At 64.5% G+C, this 22,752-nt stretch carries 14 protein-coding genes; 9 read left to right on the forward strand and 5 right to left on the reverse strand.

The genetic code is table 11. The features are described 5' to 3' along the window. Positions 1-51 precede the first annotated feature (51 nt). Positions 52-1,209 (forward strand): ribosome small subunit-dependent GTPase A, encoded by a 1,158-nt coding sequence (gene rsgA, locus HIV01_RS15655; RefSeq protein ID WP_425600239.1) that lies wholly within the window; start codon positions 52-54, stop codon positions 1,207-1,209. A 75-nt stretch (positions 1,210-1,284) separates the two neighbouring features. Further along, complete coding sequence (locus HIV01_RS15660) at positions 1,285-2,547, forward strand: flavohemoglobin expression-modulating QEGLA motif protein (protein ID WP_200609068.1); 1,263 nt, start codon at positions 1,285-1,287, stop codon at positions 2,545-2,547. Positions 2,548-2,684: 137 nt separating this feature from the next. Here HIV01_RS15660 and HIV01_RS15665 read toward each other — a convergent pair whose 3' ends face one another. Further along, positions 2,685-4,025, reverse strand: coding sequence for a hypothetical protein (locus HIV01_RS15665; RefSeq protein ID WP_200609066.1), 1,341 nt, complete (start codon positions 4,023-4,025; stop codon positions 2,685-2,687). Positions 4,026-4,151: 126 nt separating this feature from the next. On the opposite strand from HIV01_RS15665, the gene HIV01_RS15670 reads away from it, so the two are divergent. Continuing rightward, on the forward strand, positions 4,152-6,449 hold the full coding sequence (locus HIV01_RS15670) for an NADP-dependent malic enzyme (RefSeq protein ID WP_200609064.1): 2,298 nt from the start codon (positions 4,152-4,154) through the stop codon (positions 6,447-6,449). Here HIV01_RS15670 and HIV01_RS15675 read toward each other — a convergent pair. The 4 genes from HIV01_RS15675 to HIV01_RS15690 form a co-directional block, all read right to left on the reverse strand. After that, entirely contained in the window at positions 6,446-6,829 is a 384-nt protein-coding gene (locus tag HIV01_RS15675; protein WP_200609062.1) for an STAS domain-containing protein, read from the reverse strand. The genes HIV01_RS15670 and HIV01_RS15675 overlap by 4 nt on opposite strands. A 47-nt stretch (positions 6,830-6,876) precedes the next feature. Then, complete coding sequence (locus HIV01_RS15680) at positions 6,877-7,293, reverse strand: ATP-binding protein (RefSeq protein ID WP_200609060.1); 417 nt, start codon at positions 7,291-7,293, stop codon at positions 6,877-6,879. Next, positions 7,293-9,275, reverse strand: a complete 1,983-nt coding sequence (locus tag HIV01_RS15685) for a SpoIIE family protein phosphatase (RefSeq protein WP_200609058.1) — start codon at positions 9,273-9,275, stop codon at positions 7,293-7,295. Before HIV01_RS15685 ends, HIV01_RS15680 begins: the two co-directional genes overlap by 1 nt. 91 nt (positions 9,276-9,366) lie before the next feature. Continuing rightward, on the reverse strand, positions 9,367-11,505 hold the full coding sequence (locus HIV01_RS15690; RefSeq protein ID WP_207527009.1) for a TonB-dependent receptor family protein: 2,139 nt from the start codon (positions 11,503-11,505) through the stop codon (positions 9,367-9,369). Between the two features lie 55 nt (positions 11,506-11,560). Between HIV01_RS15690 and HIV01_RS15695 the strand changes: the two genes are divergently transcribed. The 6 genes from HIV01_RS15695 (at position 11,561) to HIV01_RS15720 (ending at position 22,685) form a co-directional block, all read left to right on the forward strand. Then, positions 11,561-11,878, forward strand: coding sequence for a hypothetical protein (locus HIV01_RS15695; RefSeq protein ID WP_200609054.1), 318 nt, complete (start codon positions 11,561-11,563; stop codon positions 11,876-11,878). A gap of 264 nt (positions 11,879-12,142) precedes the next feature. After that, positions 12,143-14,845, forward strand: a complete 2,703-nt coding sequence (aceE, locus tag HIV01_RS15700) for a pyruvate dehydrogenase (acetyl-transferring), homodimeric type (protein WP_200609052.1) — start codon at positions 12,143-12,145, stop codon at positions 14,843-14,845. Between the two features lie 426 nt (positions 14,846-15,271). Then, a complete protein-coding gene (locus tag HIV01_RS15705; RefSeq protein WP_200609050.1) occupies positions 15,272-16,783 on the forward strand; it encodes an ATP-binding protein in 1,512 nt (503 codons plus the stop codon). Then, on the forward strand, positions 16,776-19,610 hold the full coding sequence (locus HIV01_RS15710; protein ID WP_200609048.1) for a Z1 domain-containing protein: 2,835 nt from the start codon (positions 16,776-16,778) through the stop codon (positions 19,608-19,610). Before HIV01_RS15705 ends, HIV01_RS15710 begins: the two co-directional genes overlap by 8 nt. Then, positions 19,594-20,604, forward strand: a complete 1,011-nt coding sequence (locus HIV01_RS15715; protein ID WP_245157013.1) for a PD-(D/E)XK motif protein — start codon at positions 19,594-19,596, stop codon at positions 20,602-20,604. Before HIV01_RS15710 ends, HIV01_RS15715 begins: the two co-directional genes overlap by 17 nt. Beyond that, on the forward strand, positions 20,601-22,685 hold the full coding sequence (locus tag HIV01_RS15720; RefSeq protein WP_200609044.1) for an AIPR family protein: 2,085 nt from the start codon (positions 20,601-20,603) through the stop codon (positions 22,683-22,685). Before HIV01_RS15715 ends, HIV01_RS15720 begins: the two co-directional genes overlap by 4 nt. Positions 22,686-22,752 lie beyond the last annotated feature (67 nt).

The raw sequence follows: 22,752 nt of genomic DNA on the forward strand, positions 1-22,752 counted from the left end.
GCTCGGGATGACGGCTAGAATCCCGGGCATGCACCCAGTCGCCGCAAAGTCTTGATCCCCGGTTTCGACGCCCTGCAGGCCATCGGCTGGCCCTTGAAGGCCAGTTCGCCGGTTCCGGTCGGCGGCTCGTCGACGGAAAGCTCGCCGCTCGACCAGGTCTGGCTCGACCTCATGGCCGAGCATCCCAAGGCGCGGCCGGCACGGGTCGTCGAGCAGCACCGCAGCGGCTACATCGTTTCCGACGGTCCCGATCACGGCTTCCCGGTCGAGTCCCTGCCCGAATGGCAGCGCCCGCCCGGTTACCGCAAGGGCACGGTCACGATCGACCAGCGCCCGGGCGTCGGCGACTGGCTGCTGGTGGAAGGCCGCAAGGCGGTGGCCCTGCTGCCACGCCGCAGCGCGATCAAGCGTGGCGCCGCCGGCGAGCACTACCAGCAACAGCTGATCGCGGCCAACGTCGACACCGTATTCGTGGTCTGCGGCCTGGATGCCGATTTCAATCCGCGCCGGATCGAGCGCTACCTGCTGCTGGTGCGCGGCGGCGGTGTCGAACCGGTGGTCGTGCTGACCAAGGCCGACCAGGCCGAGGCAGCCGACGCGGAGGTGCTGCCCGACGCGATGGCGGCCCTGGTCGAGCTGGCCGCGCAGGGCGTGGCCGTGCGCGCGGTCAACGCCCGCGACGCCGAAAGTGTCGCCGCCCTGAACCCGTGGCTGCAGCCGGGCTGCACCGCGGTGCTGGTCGGCAGCTCCGGTGCCGGCAAGTCGACCCTGACCAACACCCTGCTCGGCACCGAGCGGATGAAGACCGGCGAAGTGCGCGAGAACGATTCGCGCGGCCGCCACACCACCACCCATCGCGCGCTGATCCCGTTGCCGACCGGCGCCTGCCTGATCGATACGCCGGGCATGCGCGAACTCAAGCCAACCGGCGAGGAAGACGTCGCCGAGAACTTCAGCGACGTCGAAGCCCTGGCCGAGAAGTGCCGCTTCCGCGACTGCAAGCACGCGCGCGAACCCGGCTGTGCGGTCCGCGAAGCGATCGAGGCCGGCAAGCTCGACCCGCAACGTTTCGCCAACTACCTCAAGCTCAGCGACGAAGTCGCCGGCGCCGCCCATCGGCTGGCCCATCGGCGTGCGCAGAAGGCCGAGGAGAAGGTGGCGAACAAGTCGCTCAGCAAGCGGCTTGACGAGAAGTATGGGAAGCACTGAGCGAGCGGACCGCAACCACGCCGCCCCGGTCATGCCGAAGGGCGTCGCACCGTTCGTCCGGTCTGTCATCACGTCATGACCGACTTCGCGCCCGAAATCGCCCATCACGCCGCGCTCGACGCGCGCATGGTCGCTGCGGCGAAAGACGTGCGGCTGCTCGCCCTGGTCAGCTGGCCAGCGGGCCAGGAGGCGGCATTCCTGGCCGACTTCGCCCGCGGCGTGGTCAAGCTGCCGCACATCGAATACCCGAGCCTGGATTTCAGCGCCACGCGCACCGAGATGGAGGCGATCGCGGCCGCGGCCGACCCGCACCATCCGCTGGGCCAGTACCTGATCGATTCGGCGCGCAGCTGGTCGCGCGCTGCCGCACTGTGCGAGTCGCTCGGCACGGCCGCGGTCTGCGAGCACTCGATCGAGCTGTTCGGGCGGCCCGACGAGCCCCTGCCGGGCGACGGTCCGACCACGCGCGAAGCGGCGCAGCACTTCATCTCGATCGCCGACGAACTCGACCACGAGCTGATGTCACCGGCCGAGCACGTCACCATCTCCGCGACCGCGTTGCAGCTGCAGTTGCAGCGCGAACTGGACGACTACTTCGACGGGCGCGTCATCTCGGTCGAGCTCGACCCGGACCTGATCGCCAAGGCCGCCGCCGGCGCCACCCGCATCCGCCTGCGCCACGGCGCCGCCTTCAGCGACTACGACCGCCACCAGCTGCTGCAGCACGAAGCGTTCGTGCATTCGCTGACCGCGCTCAACGGTCGCGAGCAACCGGTGCTGCCGAGCCTGGCCCTGTCGTCGCCGCGCATCACCGCCACCCAGGAAGGCCTGGCGACGTTCGCCGAGCAGATCACCGGCAGCATCGACATCGGCCGCATGAAGCGCATCAGCCTGCGCATCGAAGCGGTGGCGATGGCGCTGTCCGGCGCCGACTTCATCGAAGTGTTCCGCTACTTCCTCGCCGCCGGGCAAACGCCGGAGGACAGCTTCGCCTCGGCGCAGCGCGTGTTCCGCGGCGTCCCGACCACGGGTGGCCATGCCTTCACCAAGGACACCGTGTACCTGCGCGGCCTGGTCGGCGTGCACACGTTCTTCCGCTGGGCATTGCGCGACGGAAAGCTGCAGCTGTGCCGCTGGCTGTTCGCCGGCAAGATGACATTGACCGACGTGCAGCGCTTCGAGCCGCTGTTCGCCGACGGTGTGATCAAGCCGGCGCGCTGGTTGCCGCATTGGGTGGCGCGCGCCAACGGGTTGGCGGGGATGCTGGCGTTCTCGCTGTTCGCCAACCGGATCCGGCTGGACAAGATCGTGGTGGACGGGAAAGCGCCAGAGCTCTGATGCGCTTGACCGGACTCTCGACTGTGACGCGGCTACATCGGGTGCCTGCGTCGCAAGCTGGCTTCGGCACGGCTGAGCATCGTCACCGTGCGCGGCGTCGGCTACCGGATCGAGCCCGGCAGCCGTGCCGAGTCATCTCAGCGCAGCGGCGACAACGCGCCGTCCTTGCCGATCACGTAGTCGGCTGGAGCATCGCTGGCGACCAGCACCACGCGGTCGCCGATCGGCACGCCGTCGTAGCTCGGGATGTGATGGCTCAGGCGGAGGTATATCCAGTGCTGGCCCGGGTCCATTGCACGGATCCGCACTATCTTGTTGCCGGAAGCGGCTACCGCGCGTGCGAGCGATGGCGAGAAGAGTGACTGCAACTCGCCGATCTGGTGCATGCGGCGCATGACGTTGACGCCGTGCCATGTGCTCAACAGCGCCGCCAGCACCAGCACGATGCGACCGCCGCGACCCACCCGCGACCATGCGGCGGCGCCCAGGCCTGCGATTGCAGCGGCATAACCGTAGCCGTACTGGTTGGCCGATTCGGCCAGGATCATCACCGGGCCCAATGCCGCCGCGCCCAGCAGCAGGAAGGTCAGCAGCCAGCGCGCGCCGGCGCGCCAGAACGTCCAGGCCAGCGCCAGCCAGATGCCCAGGCCGACCCACATCCGCGGCTCGGAGAAGCCTGCAGGCAGCAGGCCGGTGATACCCAGCCGGGTCGCCATCGGCGTGAACACCTGGTACTCCAGCCAGCGCAGCGGGATGAAGCCCAGGCTCCAGCCGTAGTTCGCCGCTTCGCGCGGTGAGAACAGGATCACACCCAATCGCAGCGACAGGTAGATGGCCGCCGGCACCAGCGCGCCGCAGGTCGCCAACAGCCAGCTGCGCGGACGGCCCAGCAACAGCCAGGCGATCGCGGTCAGGGCCGGAATGACGATTGCCGACTCCTTCGACAGCAGGCCGATCGCGGTCAGCGCCGCGGCACCGGCGGCGATCCACCACGGCGACCGCCCGCGCTGGGCCAGCAGTCCGGTCGCCAGCGCGCAGCCGACCCAGACAAGGTCGCCGATGGTGCCGACCCAGCCATGGGTCTGCACGGCATAAGGGCTCAGGGCGAATATCAGCGCGCCGACAAAGGCGGCCCTGGCGGGGACGTCGAAGCGACGCAGCAGCAGCGCCAGCATCACCGCATTGAGGCCGCCCCAGGCAACCATCAGGCCGTGAAAAAGGTACGGGTGCGCGAACAGGTGCTGCGACAACCACAGCCACAGGCTGAAGGTCAGTGGCCGGTACTGGAAGCTGTCCAGGCCGGTCCACAGATAGCCGCGCGAGAGCAGGTTGGCGTCGTGCCCGGCAAATGCCGCCCATTGCAGCTCGTCATGGCTGAAATAGCCGGGATTGAAGACCAGTGGCGCCTGCACCAGCAGCACCGCGGCCAGAACCGCCAGCCAGAACCACCGCTGCTGCCACCCATTCCCTGTGCCCATCGTGTCCATCGCGCGCCCTTGAGGCGGGCATTGTGCGTAACGGCCGGCAACCGCGCCATACCGTGCCGTCCTCGGCCTCCGCCGGAAGCGGCTAGAATCTGCGGCCCGCCTGTGGTTTTCCCTCAGATGTCCGACAACTCGCCCGCAAACGACCTCAAGCAAGCCGCGCTGGACTATCACCGCCTGAGCCCGCCCGGCAAGATCAAGGTCAGCGCGACCAAGCCGATGGTCACCCAGCGTGACCTGGCCCTGGCCTACTCGCCGGGAGTGGCCTTCGCCTGCGAGGCGATCGTCGCCGACCCCAACTGCGCCAGCGAACTGACCGCGCGCGGCAACCTGGTGGCGGTGATCAGCAACGGCACCGCGGTGCTCGGCCTCGGCGACATCGGCCCGCTGGCCGGCAAGCCGGTCATGGAAGGCAAGGGCGTGCTGTTCCAGAAGTTCGCCGGCATCGACGTGTTCGACATCGAAATCGACGAACGCGACCCGGACAAGCTGGTCGACATCATCGCCAGCCTGGAGCCGACCTTCGGCGGCATCAACCTGGAAGACATCAAGGCACCGGAGTGCTTCATCGTCGAGCGCAAGCTGCGCGAGCGGATGAAGATCCCGGTGTTCCACGACGACCAGCACGGCACCGCGATCATCGTCGGCGCCGCCGTGATCAACGCGCTGGAAGTGGTCGGCAAGGACATCGGCAGCATCAGGATCGCCACCACCGGCGCCGGTGCCGCCGGCATCGCCTGCCTGGACATGCTGGTTGCGCTGGGCGTCAAGAAAGAGAACATCACCGCCTTCGACCGCGAGGGCGTGATCTACACCGGCCGCGACCATCTCGACCCGGACAAGGCGCGCTACGCGCGCGACACCGCGCACCGCACCCTGGCTGAAATCGTCGAAGGCGCCGACATCTTCCTGGGCCTGTCCGCCGGCGGCATCCTCAAGCCGGAGATGGTGGCCACGATGGCCGACAAGCCCATCATCCTGGCGCTGGCCAATCCCTATCCGGAGATCCTGCCGGAGGACGCCAAGAAGGTCCGCCCGGACTGCATCATCGCCACCGGCCGTTCGGACTACCCGAACCAGGTCAATAACGCGCTGTGCTTCCCCTACATCTTCCGTGGCGCGCTCGACGTCGGCGCGACCGGCATCAACGAGGCGATGAAGCTAGCCTGCGTGCGCGCGATCGCCAAGCTGGCGCGGATGGAATCGTCCGACCTGGGCAGTGCCTATGGCGGCGAGGTGCCGACCTTCGGCGCCGAATACCTGATCCCGCGCCCGTTCGACCCGCGCCTGCTGGTGGTGCTGGCCCCGGCCGTGGCCCAGGCGGCGATGGAATCGGGCATTGCCAACCGTCCGATCGAGGACATGCGCGCCTACGAGGAAAAGCTCGGCACCTTCATCTACCGCACCGGCCTGGTGATGAAGCCGGTCTACGACCGCGCCCGCAGCGACCGCAAGCGCGTGGTCTACGCCGAGGGCGAGGAAGAGACCGTGTTGCGCGCCGTGCAGACGGTGATCGACGACGGCCTGGCCTACCCGATCCTGATCGGCCGTCCGGACGTGATCGACACGCGCATCCAGCGCTTGGGCCTGCGCATGCGCGCCGGTGTCGATTTCGAACTGACCAACATCAACGACGACCCGCGCTTCAACGACTACTGGCAGACCTACCACGCCCTGACCGAACGCCGCGGCGTGACGCCGGCGGCGGCGAAGAACCTGCTGCGCTCGCGGCCGACGCTGATCGCGGCGCTGATGGTCGAGCGCGGCGAAGCCGACGCGATGATCTGCGGCCTGGTCGGCCGTTTCCACAAGAAGCTGGGCTACATGCGCAGCATCTTCGACTTCGACCCGGGCGTGACCGGCACGGCGGCGATGACCGGCGTGATCAACGACCAGGGCGTGTGGTTCTTCCTCGACACCCACGTGCAGTGCGATCCGACCGCCGAGCAGATCGCCGAGGCGACCCTGCAGGCCAGCTTCCGCCTGAAGCTGTTCGGCATCGAGCCGAAGGTGGCGCTGCTGTCGCATTCCAACTTCGGCAGCCACGACAACGCGTCGGCGGCGAAGATGCGCAAGGTCTACCAGCTGATCAAGCAGCGCGTGCCGAAGCTGGAGATGGACGGCGAAATGCAGGCCGACACCGCGTGGGACGAGGAGCTGCGCCACCGCATCTTCCCGAACACGCTGCTGAAGGGCCGCGCCAACCTGTTCGTGATGCCGAACCTGGACGCCGCCAACATCACCTACAACATGGTGCGGGTGATGACCGAAGGCGTGGCGATCGGGCCGATCCTGATGGGCCTGGACAAGCCGGCGCACATCCTCACGCCGGCGTCGACGCCGCGCCGGGTGGTGAACATGACGGCGATCGCGGCGGTGGATGCGCAGATTCGCGCGTCGCTGGGGCAGGGCGGCTAGTCTTCGTCCTCATCCCCGCGCAGCACCTTCCTCTGCATCGCATCCAGATACGCATCGGCCTCTGCCGCTGACGAGAAGATCTCGTTCAGCGGCACCGCCTTCACCACATCGAACACCTTCTGGATCTGCGGCTGCGGGTTGAGCACCAGCACCTTGCCCGAGTGCCCCGCCAGCGCCTTGCGTGCGCGGAAGATCGAGCGGATTCCTGCCGAACTGATGTACACAAGCTCGCTCAGGTCGAGCAGCAACGACTGCATGCCGGGCAACAGCGGCTCGAGCTGGCGGTCGAACTCGGCGTAGCTGTCGGTGTCGAGGCGGCCACCGAGGGCGATGCGCTGCGAACCGTTGCTGGGCGGATCGATGTGGATCTGGAGTTCCATGGGCGACCTCGTGGGGGACTTGCCTTGCAATCAAGGGGCTTGAAGTTTCAGCGTGTACGCAGCACCACGTGCAGCACGTTGTAAGGTTCCTCGCGCACATAGCGCACGCTGCGCGCCAGTTCGCGCACCAGGTGCACGCCCAGCCCGCCGACCGGCCGGTCGAGGATGTCGGCGTCCAGTTCCGGTGGGTCGTGGTCGAGCGGGTCAAAAGGCTTGCCGTTGTCGCGGAACTCGACATGCAGGCCGTCGTCGTCGCGGGCGATGTCGACTGCGATTCGGCGCTGCGCGTGTTCGCCGCCGTCGTCACCATGTTCGATCGCGTTGCAGACCACCTCCTCGGCGATCAGGCGCATGTCGTCGCGCAATTCCCTGGCGATGCCATGCTCGAGCAAAGACTGCTCGATCGAATCGAGCAGCAGCCCCAGCTGCGTGCGTTCGCACGGGATCTGCAGGCGCAGTCGCATCAGGCATTCCCCCCGGTCGATGGATCGAAACTCAATGCCAGCACGGTGATGTCGTCGGACTGCGCGGCCCCGTCGGCGAACCGATGTGCGGCCGCCACCAGCACCTCGCACAGGCCTCGGGCGTCGGCGCCGACCGGCAACGCGGTCAGCAGGCGCTCGGTACCGAAGGCATTGTGTCCGCCGTCGAGCGCCTCGCTGATGCCGTCCGTGTAGGCCACCAACGCATCGCCGGGCTGCAGCCGGCCGCGCCATAGCGGGTAGCTGTCGGCGATGTCGACGCCCAGCGGCGGGCCGGTCGGCACGTCGAGGTACTCGCGGCGGCCATCGGCATGCAGCAGCACCGGGGCCTCGTGGCCGGCGCTGGCCAGCACCACCTCGCCGCTGCCGGCATCGATCGCTCCGCACAGCACGGTGGCGAACATGCAGGTGTCGTTGCCTTCGACCAGGCGCGCGGCGGCCACCCGCAACGCCTTGTCCGGCGTACCGCCCAGGCTGGTGGCGACTTCGAGCACCGTCATCGCCCGCGCCATGAACAGCGCCGCCGGCACGCCCTTGTCGGAAACATCGCCGATGACGAACCACAGCACGCGCTCGTCGCGGACGAAGAACGTATAGAAGTCGCCGCCGACCGCCTTGGCCGGTTCCAGTAGTGCATGTGCCTGCAGGCAGTGGCCATCGGCGTGCAGCGTCGGTGCCGGCGGCAGCATCGCCAGCTGGATGTCGCGCGCGATCGACAGTTCGCTCTCGAGCTTCTGCCGGCTGCGCGCCATGCGCTCGATTTCCGCCAGTTGCGACTTGATCGAGCTTCGCGCTCGGTCGTAGGCGCGTGCGAGCAGGCCGACTTCGTCGCGGCGGGTGGTGTGCGGCAAGGGCCAGTCGAACTCGCCGGCGGCGAAGTGGCCGGCCGACGAGGTCAATGCCAGCAACGGCCGCGTGATCGGTCGCGCAATCAGCCACAGCACCAGCACCAGGACCAGCACCGCGAGCAGGCCGCCGGCGATGACCGCCCGTGTCGTGCTGCGCAGTTGCTCCTGCGCGTACTGCTCGGAGACCGACACCGCGACTGTCCACAGGCTGTCGGGCACCGGTTGCACCAGGCCGATGCGACGCGTGCCGGTGGTCGGGTCGAGGTAGGTCACGTCGGCGCTGCGGCGCTCGCGCACGGCGTCGAGCAACGGTTGCAGCATGCGGCCTTCGACCTGACTTACGCGGTCGTCCAGGCGCACTTTCAGCTCCAGCGCCGGAGACGGGTGCACGACGTACAGGTGTTCCGGACTCAGCACCACGCGCTGCACCGGCGAGTCGGGTGTCTGCTGGCCGATCAGCGTGCGCAGGCGGCTGACCGGCACGTCGAGGCTGACCATGCCGACCGGCGTCGAGGTGTGGTCGTCGGGATCGCGGCGGATCGGTCGGTTGTAGGTGACGAACGTCTGCTCGCCGGTGGCGGCATTGCGGTAGGGCTCCGACCACCAGGCGCGACCTTCGCCGATCGTGCGTTTCCACCACGGCTGGTCGTGGTAGTCGTAGCCGCGCGAGCGCATCGGCTGGGTGTAGTAGCCCTTGCCATCGCGGCGCACGTACCAGCTGTAGGCGGCATCGCCGTCATCGAGCGCGCCAGGTTCCAGCACCAGCATCGCCCCGGCGATGTCGTCGTCGCCGGCCACGGTGGCGCGGAGCAGGGCGTCGAGCGTGCGCGGATCACGGCCGACGCCGCGCACGGCCTCGCCGAGCGTGTTGGCGCCGACTTCGACAGACTCAAGCGTTGCGTGCAGGCCGAGCGCGGTCTGTTCGGCGAGCGTGCTGATCTCGCGTTCGCTCTGCGCAGTCAGCAACCGCGCCGAACGTGCCTGCACGATGAGCGTCGCCGCCAGCAGCACGGCGACGCAGCCGACGCAGATCCACAGCACCAGGCGCGTGCGCAGGCTCCGGTACCAGGGCACCGCGCGGCCGGACGCAGGCAACTCGGCAATGAGCTGGGTCATGGCGGTACCGGATCGGGAGCCCCTTGGCCGCAGCATAGCGCCGGGATGTGATGCCGGTGCTAACGCTCGCCGTCGTTCCCGGCCCCGACCGTCATTCCCGCGAAGGCGGGAACCCAGCGCCGTTGCTCCCCCAGCCAACCCCCACCGTCACCCCACGTCCCGCCCCCGGCTCGAAGTACCGCGCATTGCCCTCGTTGACGATCACCGACCCGGCGAACTCGCGATCGAACACGTTGTCCACGCGCATGAACGCGCGCCACCCCGAGGCCGCCGCGCGCCACTGCAAACGCAGCGCGAACTGCGCATAGCCCGGCGCGTAGTCCGTGTTGCGGTCGTCGGTGGCGATGCGATCGCTGGCACGTGCTTCCAGCGCGGCGACGATCCGGCCACTGGCATCGTTCCAGGCCAGCTCGGCATAGCCATCGGCTTGCGGAATGCCGGGAATGCGATTGCCCGCCTCCACCTGCTGCACCTGCTCGACGCCACCGCTGACCACGCGATAGCTGAAAGGCTCGGTGAAGCGTGCCCGCAACCAGTTGACCGTCAGCACGTACGACCATCGCGGGTGCAAGCGCGCCTCGATGCCCGCCTCCACGCCTTCGCGACGCGTCAGTCCGGCGTTGGCGAAGCTGGCGCGGCCGCCGCGGTTGTCGGCCGGCACGATCTCGTCCTCGCCGTCGATGCGGTAGGCCGCGATGCTGGCGTCGCCGGAACCGAAACGCCAGCGCGCCCCGATTTCGGCGCTGTCGAAATGCGCCGGTTCCAGGTCGAAGTTCAATCCGGCGCCGCCATCGGGCCGATAGGCCAGCTCGGTCACCGTCGGCGTTTCGAAGCCGCGGCCGACGCTGGCGAACACTTCGCCATGGCCAAACGCACGGGCCACGCCGAGCGATGCCGCGGTCTCGCTGTAGTCGATGCTGCCGCTGTCGTCGCCATTGCCCGGCGCGATGTAGTGATCGTCGGACGAGAAGTGCAGGCGCGCATGCCGCACCGCGCCGAGCACCGTCCAGTCATCGGCCGGCCGCAGATCGCCCAGCACGTAGGCCTCGTTGCTGCGGATGCGGTTGTCCTCGTCGCGACGCAGTCGTCCGCGCACGCCGAGCTGCGTGCCGACGAAGTTCTCGTAGCCGCGCCTCTGCTCGTGCAGCCAGCCGGCCTCGGCACCGACGGTCAGCGCGCCATGCTCGCCGTCCCAGCGATGCCCGGCTTCGACACCGGTCGACTGGCGTCCCAGGTCGATCACGCCGCCGGCGCTGGTCGGCGCGCGCTGCGCCGCGATCGGGATCGCCAGGAACTGCACGACGTCACGCGCCACGCCATAACCGCCCAGCCAGTACTCGCGCCCCGTCGCGTAGGCATCCTCCCAGCGAGCGCCGGCTTGCCCGTTGTCGATGCGCTTGCGCGTGTCGAACAGCTCGGCCACCGGATCGGTCCCGTGCGGATCTCGCTGCCATTGCGCGCGGGTGAGTCCGAGCGGATCGTCGGTGTAGGGCTGATGCAAACCACCCGCGACCAGTCGCAGCCGCTGGCCTTCGCCAGGCACCCACTGCGCGATCGCATCGAGCTGTGCACGCTCGGCGGAACTATGTGGACGGTCGCCATCGGTACTGAAGTAACTGCCAAGTGCCTGCCAGCGCCATGCATCGTCGTCGCTGGCGCCTTCGATACCGGTTGCGATCCGGCCACTGGCATTGGATCCGGCCCAGGCATCGACATCGACACCGTGCCCGCCATCGAGGACTGTCTCGCCGACGATCGCACCGCCGGCCGCGTTGCCGTACTGCAAGGCCAGCGGCCCGCGCAGCACCTGGATGCGATCGAGCGCACTCAGCGGAAAGCTCGCCGCCTGGCCCTGGCCATCGAGTGCGGAGGAAGGAATGCCATCGACGATCAACTTGATCCCGCGGATGCCGAACGTCGAGCGCGCACCGAAGCCGCGGCTTTGCACCTGCAGGTCCTGCGCGTAGTTCTGGCGATCGAGCACGGTGATGCCCGGCGCCCGCACCAGAGCCTCCGACAGCGAGACCTGGCGCTGCCCGGCGCGCAGCGTGTCCCCGTCGATGACGGTGACCGAGCCGGGAAAGTCGGACAGTTCATGGTGCGCGCCGAGCACCTCGACCGTATCCAGGGTCGTGGCCGCCGGAGGCGCCTGTTGCGCCATGGCCGGGGGCAGGGCGAGCAGGCAGGCCACGGCGATGGCCGACGGCGGCCGGGGCCAGCGTGACAGCACGCATACGCAGCGGCCGATACCGTGTGCCGAGCCGTCATCCCTCGGGGGTCCAATCATGAAAGCCGCAGTCCGCCTGTTGCTGGTCCTGACCATTGTCGCCGTACCCGCCTGGCTCTGGGCGCAATCGACCCCGCCGCCGACGCCGGCCCCCGCGCCGGCTCCCGTGGCCACTGCCGCACCGCCGCCGCCGAACGACCCGATGCCGATGGACCTGGACGGCGACGGCGTCGTCACCGCGATGGAACACGCCGCCGGCGCCCGCTCGCTGTTCGAGCACATGGACGCCAACCACGACGAGCGCGTGACCCGCGAGGAGATGCTGAACTTCCAGCGCGAAGTCCTGGGCGTGCCGATCGCGCCGCCGAGCAGGTAGATCCCGTCATCCCCGCGAAGGCGGGGACCCGGCGTCTTTCATGTCTCGCCGGGACAGCAACGTCCATGGGTTCCCGCCTTCGCGGGAATGACGAAACCAGGGTGGCCCCATTCGCGCCCGTAGGGATTCCAGCCTTTCAATCCCCCTTTCGTCGCAACGCTGCGGCCCACTGCAGCAGGCTGGTCCACCGGTGTCGCCCTGTTAGAATCCGGACTCTAAACCCCCGCCCCACACGAGGCGCGGCCAATAGGGGCCGCGATACGCATGACTTCTCTCCACGCCGCGATTTCCGACATCCTCCAGAACGACCCGGACCCGACCGAGACCCGCGAGTGGATCGAGTCCGTCCAGGCCGTCATCGAGCGCGAGGGCGCCGAGCGCGCCCACCAGCTGCTCGAAGGGATGGTGGAAGTCACCCGTCGCGCCGGCGCGCACCTGCCGTTCTCGCCGACCACCGAATACATCAACACCATTCCCGCGCACATGGAGGTCAAGAGCCCCGGTGACCACGCGATGGAATGGCGCATCCGTTCGATCATCCGTTGGAACGCGCTGGCCATGGTCGTGCGCGCCAACCGCAAGCCCGGCGACCTCGGCGGCCACATCGCCAGCTTCGCTTCGGCGGCCACGCTCTATGACGTCGGCTTCAACCATTTCTGGCGCGCACCGAGCGCCGACCACCCGGGCGACGTGATCGGCGTCCAGGGCCACAGCTCGCCGGGCATCTACGCCCGTTCGTTCCTGGAAGGCCGCATCAGCGAATCGCAGCTCGACCACTTCCGCATGGAAGTCGACGGCCGCGGCATCAGCTCCTACCCGCATCCGTGGCTGATGCCGGACTACTGGCAGGTGCCGACCGTGTCGATGGGCCTGGGCCCGCTGGCCGCCATCTACCAGGCGCGCAACTGGAAGTACCTGGAAGGCCGCGGCCTGATGCCCAAGTCCGACCGAAAGGTCTGGGCGTTCCTCGGCGACGGCGAGACGGACGAGCCCGAATCGCTCGGCGCGATCTCGGTCGCCGGCCGCGAAGGCCTCGACAACCTGGTCTTCGTCATCAACTGCAACCTGCAGCGCCTCGATGGCCCGGTGCGCGGCAACGGCAAGATCATCCAGGAACTGGAAGGCCAGTTCCGCGGCGCCGGCTGGAACGTCATCAAGACCGTGTGGGGCAGCTACTGGGATCCGCTCCTGGCGCGCGACACCACCGGCAAGCTGCGCCAGCTGATGATGGAAACCGTCGACGGCGAGTACCAGAACTGCAAGGCGTTCGGCGGCAAGTACACGCGCGAGAACTTCTTCAACAAGTACCCCGAGACCGCCCAGCTCGTCGCCAACCTCAGCGACGACGACATCTGGCGCCTCAACCGCGGCGGCCACGATCCGCACAAGGTCTACGCGGCGTACCACGAGGCCGTGAACACCAAGGGCATGCCGACCGTGATCCTCGCCAAGACGGTCAAGGGCTACGGCATGGGCGCGGCTGGCGAGTCGCTCAACCCGACCCACCAGACCAAGAAGCTCGACGACGACGCCGTGCGCATGTTCCGCGACCGCTTCAACATCCCGGTCACGGATGCGCAGCTGGCCGACGGCAAGGTGCCGTTCTTCCATCCGGGCGAGAATTCGCCGGAAGTGGAATACATGATGGAGCGCCGCAAGTCGCTCGGCGGCTTCCTGCCGCAGCGCCGCCAGAAGTCCACGCAGTCGCTGGAAGCGCCGAAGCTGGAAGGCTTCGACCGCCTGCTCAAGAGCACCGGCGAGCGCGAGATCAGCACGACGATGGCGTTCGTGCAGGCGCTGAACATCATCCTGCGCGACAAGCAGGTTGGCCCGCGCGTGGTGCCCATCGTCGCCGACGAAGCGCGCACCTTCGGCATGGAAGGCCTGTTCCGCCAGATCGGCATCTACGCCCCGCACGGCCAGAAGTACAAGCCGGTCGACCGCGACCAGCTGATGTACTACCGCGAAGACGCGGCCGGCCAGGTGCTGGAAGAAGGCATCACCGAAGCCGGCGCGTTCGCCAGCTGGATGGCCGCGGCCACCAGCTACAGCACCAACGACCTCCCGATGCTGCCGTTCTACATCTACTACTCGATGTTCGGCTTCCAGCGCATCGGCGACGCCGCCTGGCAGGCCGCCGACATGCGTGCCCGTGGCTTCCTGCTCGGCGCCACCGCCGGCCGCACCACGTTGAACGGTGAAGGCCTGCAGCACGAAGACGGCCACAGCCACCTGCTCGCCGGCGCGATCCCGAACTGCCGCGCGTACGACCCGACCTTCGGCTTCGAAGTGGCGGTGATCGTGCAGCACGGCATGCAGCGCATGCTCACCGAGCAGCAGGACGAGTACTACTACATCACCCTGATGAACGAGAACTACGGCCACCCGGACATGCCGGAAGGCGCCGCGGACGGCATCATCAAGGGCATGTACCTGCTGAAGGACGCCGGCAAGGCGAAGAAGGGCGAACTGCGCGTGCAGCTGATGGGCAGCGGCACGATCCTGCGCGAAGCCATCGCCGCGGCGGAACTGCTCGACAAGGACTTCGGCGTCACCGCCGACATCTGGTCGTGCCCGAGCTTCAACGAACTGCGTCGAGATGGTTTCGATGCCGAGCGTTGGAACCGCATGAACCCGGAAGCGAAGACCCCGCGCAAGCCGTACGTGACCGAGCTGCTGGAAGGCCGCCAGGGCCCGGCGATCGTCGCGACCGACTACGTGCGCGCCTACGCCGACCAGATCCGCGCATTCGTGCCGATGCATTACACGGTGCTGGGCACGGACGGCTTCGGCCGCAGCGACACGCGTGCGAACCTGCGCCGTCACTTTGAGGTTGACCGTTACTACATCGCACACGCCGCGATCGCAGCGCTGGCGGCGGAAGGGAAGATGACGGGGAAGGATGTGGCGCGGGCCATCAAGACTTACAAGCTTGATGGGGAGAAGCCAAACCCGATCTACGCGTAGTCTTCGAGCCCCGCAAACGCGGGGCTCTTACTATCAGGCAATGCTCGACTAGGGCGCGGCCAAGCGCCAGCCGCCTGAAGCCGGTGGGTTCGCTGTGGCAGACACACCCTTTGCCCGCCAATCCGACTTGGAGCGGGTCTCACCCGCACGACCGTCCTCCCGGCCAGCGCGATCGCCCGTTCAGGAAGATCGGGTGGTGTCGAAACTGCAAGGGAGAGAAACTTTCTCGGATTCCCGCTTTCGGGTTCTCGTAAAGTTCCTTGGCCACCGTTCATTTTCTTGCTTGGACTCGCCTCGGCACGTTTCCGGCGGGGCGGAATCCAGCCAAGGAGCGTTTCCCGATTTACGGGATTTCAACGGAAGTGAAGATTGGCGCGGGGGCGCTGGTCTGGCAGATGCGATGCCGGTATCGGGGCAGGAGGGATCGTGACTATCGTGGACTTCAACTCAGACGATCAGGCGGACTACGACAATGTCCCGCCTGGCGCTTCTCTTCTGCAATCACTCAGGTCTGTCGGCTATTCCCTCCCCACCGCTGTCGCCGACATCGCCGACAACTCAATCGCAGCACATGCCCGGGTAATTCGGCTCGATTTCGTCTGGGATGGCGATCAGTCCTGCATCGCGATCATCGATGACGGCGACGGGATGTCCGAGACCGAACTCAGGGAGGCGATGCGGCCTGCTTCACGCAACCCGCTCGAAGTTCGCGACGCTTCTGACTTGGGTCGTTTCGGCTTGGGTCTGAAGACCGCGTCTTTCTCACAGTGTAGGCAGCTCTGCGTCATCTCCAAAAGAAAGGGCGGAAACCTGGCTGTCCGGACGTGGGATCTTGATTACGTCGCAGACCGGAATGAGTGGCGGTTGCTGAAGGTGATAACGCAGTCGGCCAAGCCGTATGCCGATGTTATTTCCGGGCTCGAAAGCGGGACGGCCGTGGTCTGGGGAAAGTTGGACCGAGTAGTGAATGAGGGTACGGGCGCGCAGGACCCCGTCGGGCAGACCCGATTTCATGCGCAGATTGAGGAGGTCGAACAGCACTTGGGCCTGACGTACCACAAGTTCATTGAGGCCAAAACACTGAGAATCTCAGTGAATGGTTCCGCCGTGCGTTCATGGAACCCCTACCTGGACAACGCGCTTCAGGTCATCGCGACCCCGATCGAGTCAATCGAGTATCGCGGGACCGAGATCCTCTTCCAAGGGTTCGTGCTGCCCCACAAAGATAAATTGACCAACGAGGAGTTTGAGCGGTCCGGCGGTCCAAATGGGTGGAACGCTCAGCAGGGCTTTTACGTCTATCGCAACGGCCGACTGCTCCTGTGCGGAGACTGGCTCGGCCTTGGATCGCCGACGCGCTGGACCATCCGAGAAGAGTTCAGGCTCGCGAGAATCTCGATAGAGATCGGAAATACGACCGATGCTGACTGGCACTTGGACGTAAAGAAATCAACAGCGCGGCCTCCGGCAATCGTCCGGCCTCGGCTCACACACCTAGCCGAGACAGTACGCGAACGAGCCCGGTCTGTATTTGTGCATCGCGGGCGATACGGAAAGCGGGCAGTACCGAAGGAAGAAGTTGTCAGACCGTGGCACGTGCTGAGCAACGGGTCGAAGTCACGATACGTCATCAATCGCAGTCATCCGCTTGTCGCGTCGGCGATCTCGTCAGCGGGGCAATCGGTGGAGTTCGACAGGCTCTTTCGATTGCTCGAGCAGACGATCCCGATTCAGCAGATCTGGCTGGATGCGGTTCAGGAGACGACCAGCTCAGCCTACGACGACGTCAGCTTGGATGTGATCAGGTCAGACCTTCGCTGTATCCGCGATCACTTGGAGCAGAGTGGGCTTTCGCCCCAGTTGGCCATCTCCGCGTTGAGGAACATCGAGCCCTTCATGGATTTTCCAAAGCTGATCAAGGAGCTGGAAGGTGAATAGCTGTTCGAGCAATGTTATTGGAATGTGCCAGCTCATGCTTGGCGGCGGCGGGGTAGTTTCCTCCGAGAGGATTGCGGAGGTGGTCGATCAGGTGTGCGGAATGAAGGCCTTTGAGGGTGTCGATAGGGCCGAGCTCCAGCGCGTCCTTGAAGAGCGCTTCACCGTCTACATGCCCCCGGCGCTGATTCTCGACGGCGACGATGGCCATGAAGACTGGCTGGACCAGAAACGACCGGAGATCTCCTGGAAGTTCTGGGATAGATACAAACTCCACATCTCGCCAAAGATGCCGGCAATGTCGTTTGACTTGGGCGTTGACCGAGTGACGTCAGACGTTCTGTCTCGCCTAGAGGATCCGGAACGTCCCGGAATGTGGGACCGGCGCGGTCTCGTTGTGGGTCACGTACAGTCCGGGAAGACCGCTAATTACACTGGGCTGATCGCAAAGGCCGCGGACGCGGGCTATAAGGTGATCATTGTGCTGACTGGCATGCATGAGAGCCTGCGATGTCAGACCCAGATTCGCTTGGACGAAGGCTTTCTGGGGAGGAAGAGCCAGCCACGGGGTTCCGGGGCGCAGAGCTTTGTGCCGACGGGTGTGGGACTGCTGGATCCCTCCGTCAGGGCGAATACCGGGACTAGCCGCTTTCAAGGAGGCGACTTCAACGCCGCCGTTGCAGCCCAGTTTGGGATCAGTCCTGGCGGTCTGCCACTGTTGTTCGTGGTCAAAAAGAACTCAAGCGTTCTCAAGAACATCATTTCGTGGATCACCACTGCGGCGGTTGCTCACGATCCGGAGACAGGTCGCAAATTTGTGCCCGGGGTTCCGGTGCTGGTGGTCGACGACGAAGCCGACCAGGCGTCAGTGGACACAGGACGTCAGAAGTTTGACGAGTACGGTCAACCTGATCCCGAGCACAATCCTAAGACCATCAATCGGCAAATTCGCCAGATCCTGAGACTGTTCGAGCGCGTTGCATACGTCGGATATACCGCGACGCCATTCGCCAACATCTTCATCCATGACAAGGGAAGCACTCCTGACCACGGGGATGATCTCTTCCCGCGAAGTTTCATCGTCAACATTCCGCATCCAGACAACTATGTGGGGCCGGCAAAAGTCTTTGGCTTGGATAATGACCCTGAGGTGGGGCTCGTGGGAGTAGAGGCACTTCCCCTGGTGCGTACTGTCTCGGATCATGCAGACACAGACGACGATGAAGAAACCGAAGGCTGGATGCCGCCACGTCAGCATGCAAAAACAGCGCATATTCCGCTGTATGACGGCGAATCGAGAGTTCCCCCGTCGCTGCGCGAAGCAATCCTCTCATTCCTACTCGCTGCGACCGTACGTTCTGTCCGAGCGCTGGCTCCTGCTCACAACTCTATGCTCATCCACGTCACCAGATTCACGGACGTGCAGAAGAGGGTGGCAGTTCAGGTTGAGACCGAACTCAAGGATACTGTTCGTCGCCTCGTTTACGGAGACGGGAGCCGTACTCCTTCCATTGTTGACGAGATGAGGGGGCTCTGGGAACTGAGTGAAGGTAGTTTTATCGAGACCAATCTTGGCTGCGCCAGGATTCTGGGGTCGGACGTTCCTGATCTTCCAAGCTGGGACGAAGTGCAGGCGGCGCTTCCCCAGTTGGCAAAGAGCGTGCGGGTGAAGATCATCAATGGTGAAGCCGCCGACATTCTCGACTATGAGGAGCATAAGGAAGGGCTGAACGTCATCGCTATTGGCGGTGACAAACTGTCTCGCGGACTCACTCTGGAGGGACTGAGCGTCAGTTACTTCCTGCGATCGTCAAAGATGTACGACACACTCATGCAGATGGGCCGTTGGTTTGGCTACCGCGATGGCTACGTGGATGTCTGCAGGCTGTACATTCCAAGTGAACTCATTGAATGGTTCGGCCATATCGCGATGGCGAGCGAGGAGTTACGCGTCGAGTTCGAGAAGATGGTGGCTAACAACGGTACGCCAACCGAGTATGGACTGAAGGTGCGAGCGCATCCGGTGTTGCTTGTGACCTCCGCGGTGAAGATGGCAAACGGAACGACCATGAAGCTCAGCTTCTCAGGCGATGTGGCGGAAACCATCATCTTTGACCGTAATCCGGATTGGTTGGATCGGAATCGAGAGACCACAGAGGCATGGCTGGACGGTCTTTGTACGCGAGCCTCGGGCACGAAGGCGGGCGGATATATCTGGAACGATGTGACCTCGGGCGAGGTGCTCCAGCTCCTCAAGAGCTCGGGTTACCGGACACATAAGGATGCGCGAAGGGCCGATGCGGCCATCTTGGCACGCTACATCGAGGCCCAGGTTGCGATTGGTGAACTGACGGACTGGACAGTAAAACTGTGTTCGTCTGGACTGTCGGACGCGAAGTCGAGTGCAGTTTGCGGAAAGGCAGTGGGACTTATCAGGCGGCAGCCATTTCCTGTGAGGCAGCAAAGGGATCGATACACCATTCGTCGTCTCGTCAGTCCCAGCGATGAGAGGACTGGAATTGGCACCGTGCAACTTGACGACGCGTTGGCAAGTACGCGTGAGAGGTGGTTCAGAAAGCCGGAGAAGGAACGCGACGGCAAGCAACCACCCGACAACGCGGGTGGTCGCGAGATTCGTGCGGTTCGTGGCAAGAATAATGGCCTGCTACTCCTTTACCCTCTGAATTCTGCTGAACTGGGATCTCCCCAGCCGGAGAGGGGAGTCGTCATGGGATTGGCGATAAGTTTCCCGGCAAGCGACACCGCAAAGGAAATCACTTATCGGGTCAACAAGGTGTACGGTCGTGAGGACGATGATGGCGACGCATGAACAGCTCAATGCCGTTTGGAGCGCGATCGATCTGGAATCGGGTGAACTTCCGGGGACCTATCAGCGCAGGATCGCAGACAGCGGTACGTTGGCCTGCTACGCCTCATTAGTCCGGCCGGATGGACTACGACGGTTCTCCGTCCAAGTCGTGGCGTCGGCATGTAGTCATCTTGCGTACGTGATGGGCCGGGGCTTCGAACTTGTCGTGGAGCACATTGCCCAACAGAGCGAGGCCATTCTTCATCTCCAGGAGCGGCCAGGCGCCGGAAAGGCCATTTTCGCGATCCTATGCGCCGATCTGATTGCAGTCAGCAGGGCTTCTTCCGATGTCGCCCTCGCATCTGCTCTGTTCTGCAAGCGGATCGGTGCCTGGAAGCGCTTCTTCGAGGCGCAGGGTGACGATGGAATCTCCCGCGAGTCTTATGTCGGGCTTTGGGGAGAGCTGCATGCAATGGCTTCGATGATTGCGGCAGGAACGCCGTCACCGGATGCTCTACGCGCTTGGCTGGGTCCAGTCGGAGCGCCTCAAGACTTCTCGTTTGGTCTTCGTGCCGTCGAGGTCAAGACGTCAGTTGCAGCACAAATGACGGAGGTTCACGTCAGCAATGCGATGCAGTTGGACGGCTCTGCGCTTGAGGCGCTGCATCTTGTGTGCATCCACTGTGAATTCAGGCCGAGCGCGGGGATCACTATGTCCGTTCTGCGTGATCGGATCTGCGCGGTGCTCGGGGGCGAGCTGTCTGGCTCGTTCCTTGAAACCCTGCTTTCAAGAGGGCTAGCAAATCCAGATGTCGCGCCTTGGGCCGATTGGGGCTTCAGCGTGATTCGAGAGATGGCTTTCGTTGTTGATGATTCCTTCCCATGTATCAGGATTGGTGATATCCCGGCCGGCGTCGTCGATCTCTCGTACTCGGTTCAGCTTGGTGCCTGTGTGGCGCATAGAGTCGATGTCGCATCCGTCCTATCCGCAGCCAGATTTGGAGAACAAGCTTGAGCGGCAGAGATCTTCAGACGTTCTATGGCGAGCTTGAAGCTGACGTCACCACCGAGGCGAATCCGGCGGGCGGTCTTCGTGCCAGCTTCCGCGAAGATGCTTTTGTCCGCATCGTCGCCGACGATCTGGAGCAGGCGGGCGTTCTCGAGTCTCCCACCATCTGCCATCACGAGTGGGGGCAGGGGAATACGTCATTCAAGGTGAATGGCTACGGGTTTCCCGAGGAGGACTCAAGGCTCGACGTAGTCGTCGCCGAGTACCGTAACGTTTCCGAACGGCCCGACTCCCTGACATCTGCTGACATAGAACGCGCTTTCCGGCGTGTGGACCGCTATCTTGCCCGCGCTTGGGATGGTCTATTTGATGAGATTGATGTGGCAGACGAACGGCGCTCCATGGCTGAAGCAATTCACGCCCGACGTCAGAGCATAGACCGCATTCGCATAATACTTGTAACGAATGCACGGCAGAGTCAGCGCAAGGAAGCAACATTCAAGGAAAAGATCCGCGGCGTTGAAGCGTCATACGACATCTGGGACATCGAGCGCATTCGCCGGCTTCGGGAAGGCGGTGTCGTTGCCGAAGCCCTTGAAGTTGACCTCACTAGGCACCTTGAACAAGGTCTGGTCTGTACTCGCATGAACGCAGACGAGCGCGGCCACCACACCTGCGTTTCGCTTCTGCCCGGCAAGGTTCTCGCGGATCTTTACGACGAGCACGGGGCACGCTTGCTTGAGCTCAATGTACGGTCGTACCTGCAGGCTAGAGGTAAGGTGAACAAAGGCATCTTGGAGACAATCCGCGAAAGACCAGGCGACTTTGTCGCGTACAACAACGGCGTGACGATCGTAGCCGAAGAGATCGTATACGGCCGCACTGGTGCTGGCCAAGATGTTATCCGATCTATCAAGGGGTTGCAGATTGTGAATGGCGGGCAGACCACGGCCTCGCTACACAGAGCGAAGTCGTTAGGAGCATCGCTCGATGATGTGTTCGTGCAGGCCAAGGTCATCCAAGTGGATCGCGACAGGTTCTTCGAAGTAGTGCCGCTGATCTCGCGCTTCTCGAACAGCCAGAACAAGGTCAGCGAAGTTGACCTGAGTGCGAGCCATCCCTTCCACGTAGCTTTCGAACGAGTTTCACGTAGGGAGTGGACCCCTGGGCTGGCATCGAAATGGTTCTATGAGAGGACCCGGGGAGGCTACCAAACGGCTAGGAGTCGCGAGGGCACGACGGCCGCGCGGATGAGGGATTTCGACAGCCGCCATCCGACTAGCCAGCGCCTGACAAAGGAAGAGCTCGCCCGGAGCGAGGTTGCTTGGCGGGCAATGCCACATATAGTCAGTCTTGGCGCTCAGAAGTGCTTCACCCACTTCATGTCGTCCTTTGTCGATCCAGCGTCGCGAGCGGCCGATTTCGACATCTCGACCGAGATCTACCGTCGGCACATTGCGAAGGCAATCCTGTTCCGCGAAGTACACGCAATTGTCCGCTCGATACAGGAGATCACGAAGTATCGGATCAATGTTGCGATCTACACGCTGTCTCTGATCACCAACGCTTCGGCGCGCCGTATCGATCTTGATCGGATCTGGCAAACCCAGCAAATCTCCCCGGCACTCACTAGTCTTGTCACAGAGTGGGCTCCGGTCGTACTTGAGAAGATGAAGGAAGTGGCCTCAACTCTTTCTTACGAAGAGGCTGAAAGCTTCAAGAAGTCCGCATTCTGGGACAGGCTCCGGGCTTTTGAGTGGACCATTCCGACCAGTGTCGATTCGGAGCTAGTGGCCGTTAGCGGCGACGCCGACGGCGGCGCGGTCCGACCAAGGAAGGGGCGTACGGTTGCACCATTGAGTTCTGAGCACCAGAGCAACATCGCGAGAACTCTGGAGATATCCGCGGATGACTGGCTCAAAATCGCAGCCTGGGGCAGGGAAACCGGCGAACTGGAGCAATGGAAGCTAGGTCTCGTGACGACGCTTGCCAGTTATGCAGCCCAAGGACGCAAGGCGATATCAGAGAAGCAGGCCTTGCATGCGGCCAGCATCATTGCGAAGGCCCGGGAGTCTGGTGTGATCTAGTCGGTCTGCGCGCACCGCCGGAACTTGACGTCATTGAATGCGGTCAGCTGGATTTGACCCGTTCCCT

The organism is Lysobacter arenosi, assembly GCF_016613475.2.
Classification (GTDB): Bacteria; Pseudomonadota; Gammaproteobacteria; order Xanthomonadales; family Xanthomonadaceae; genus Lysobacter_J; species Lysobacter_J arenosi.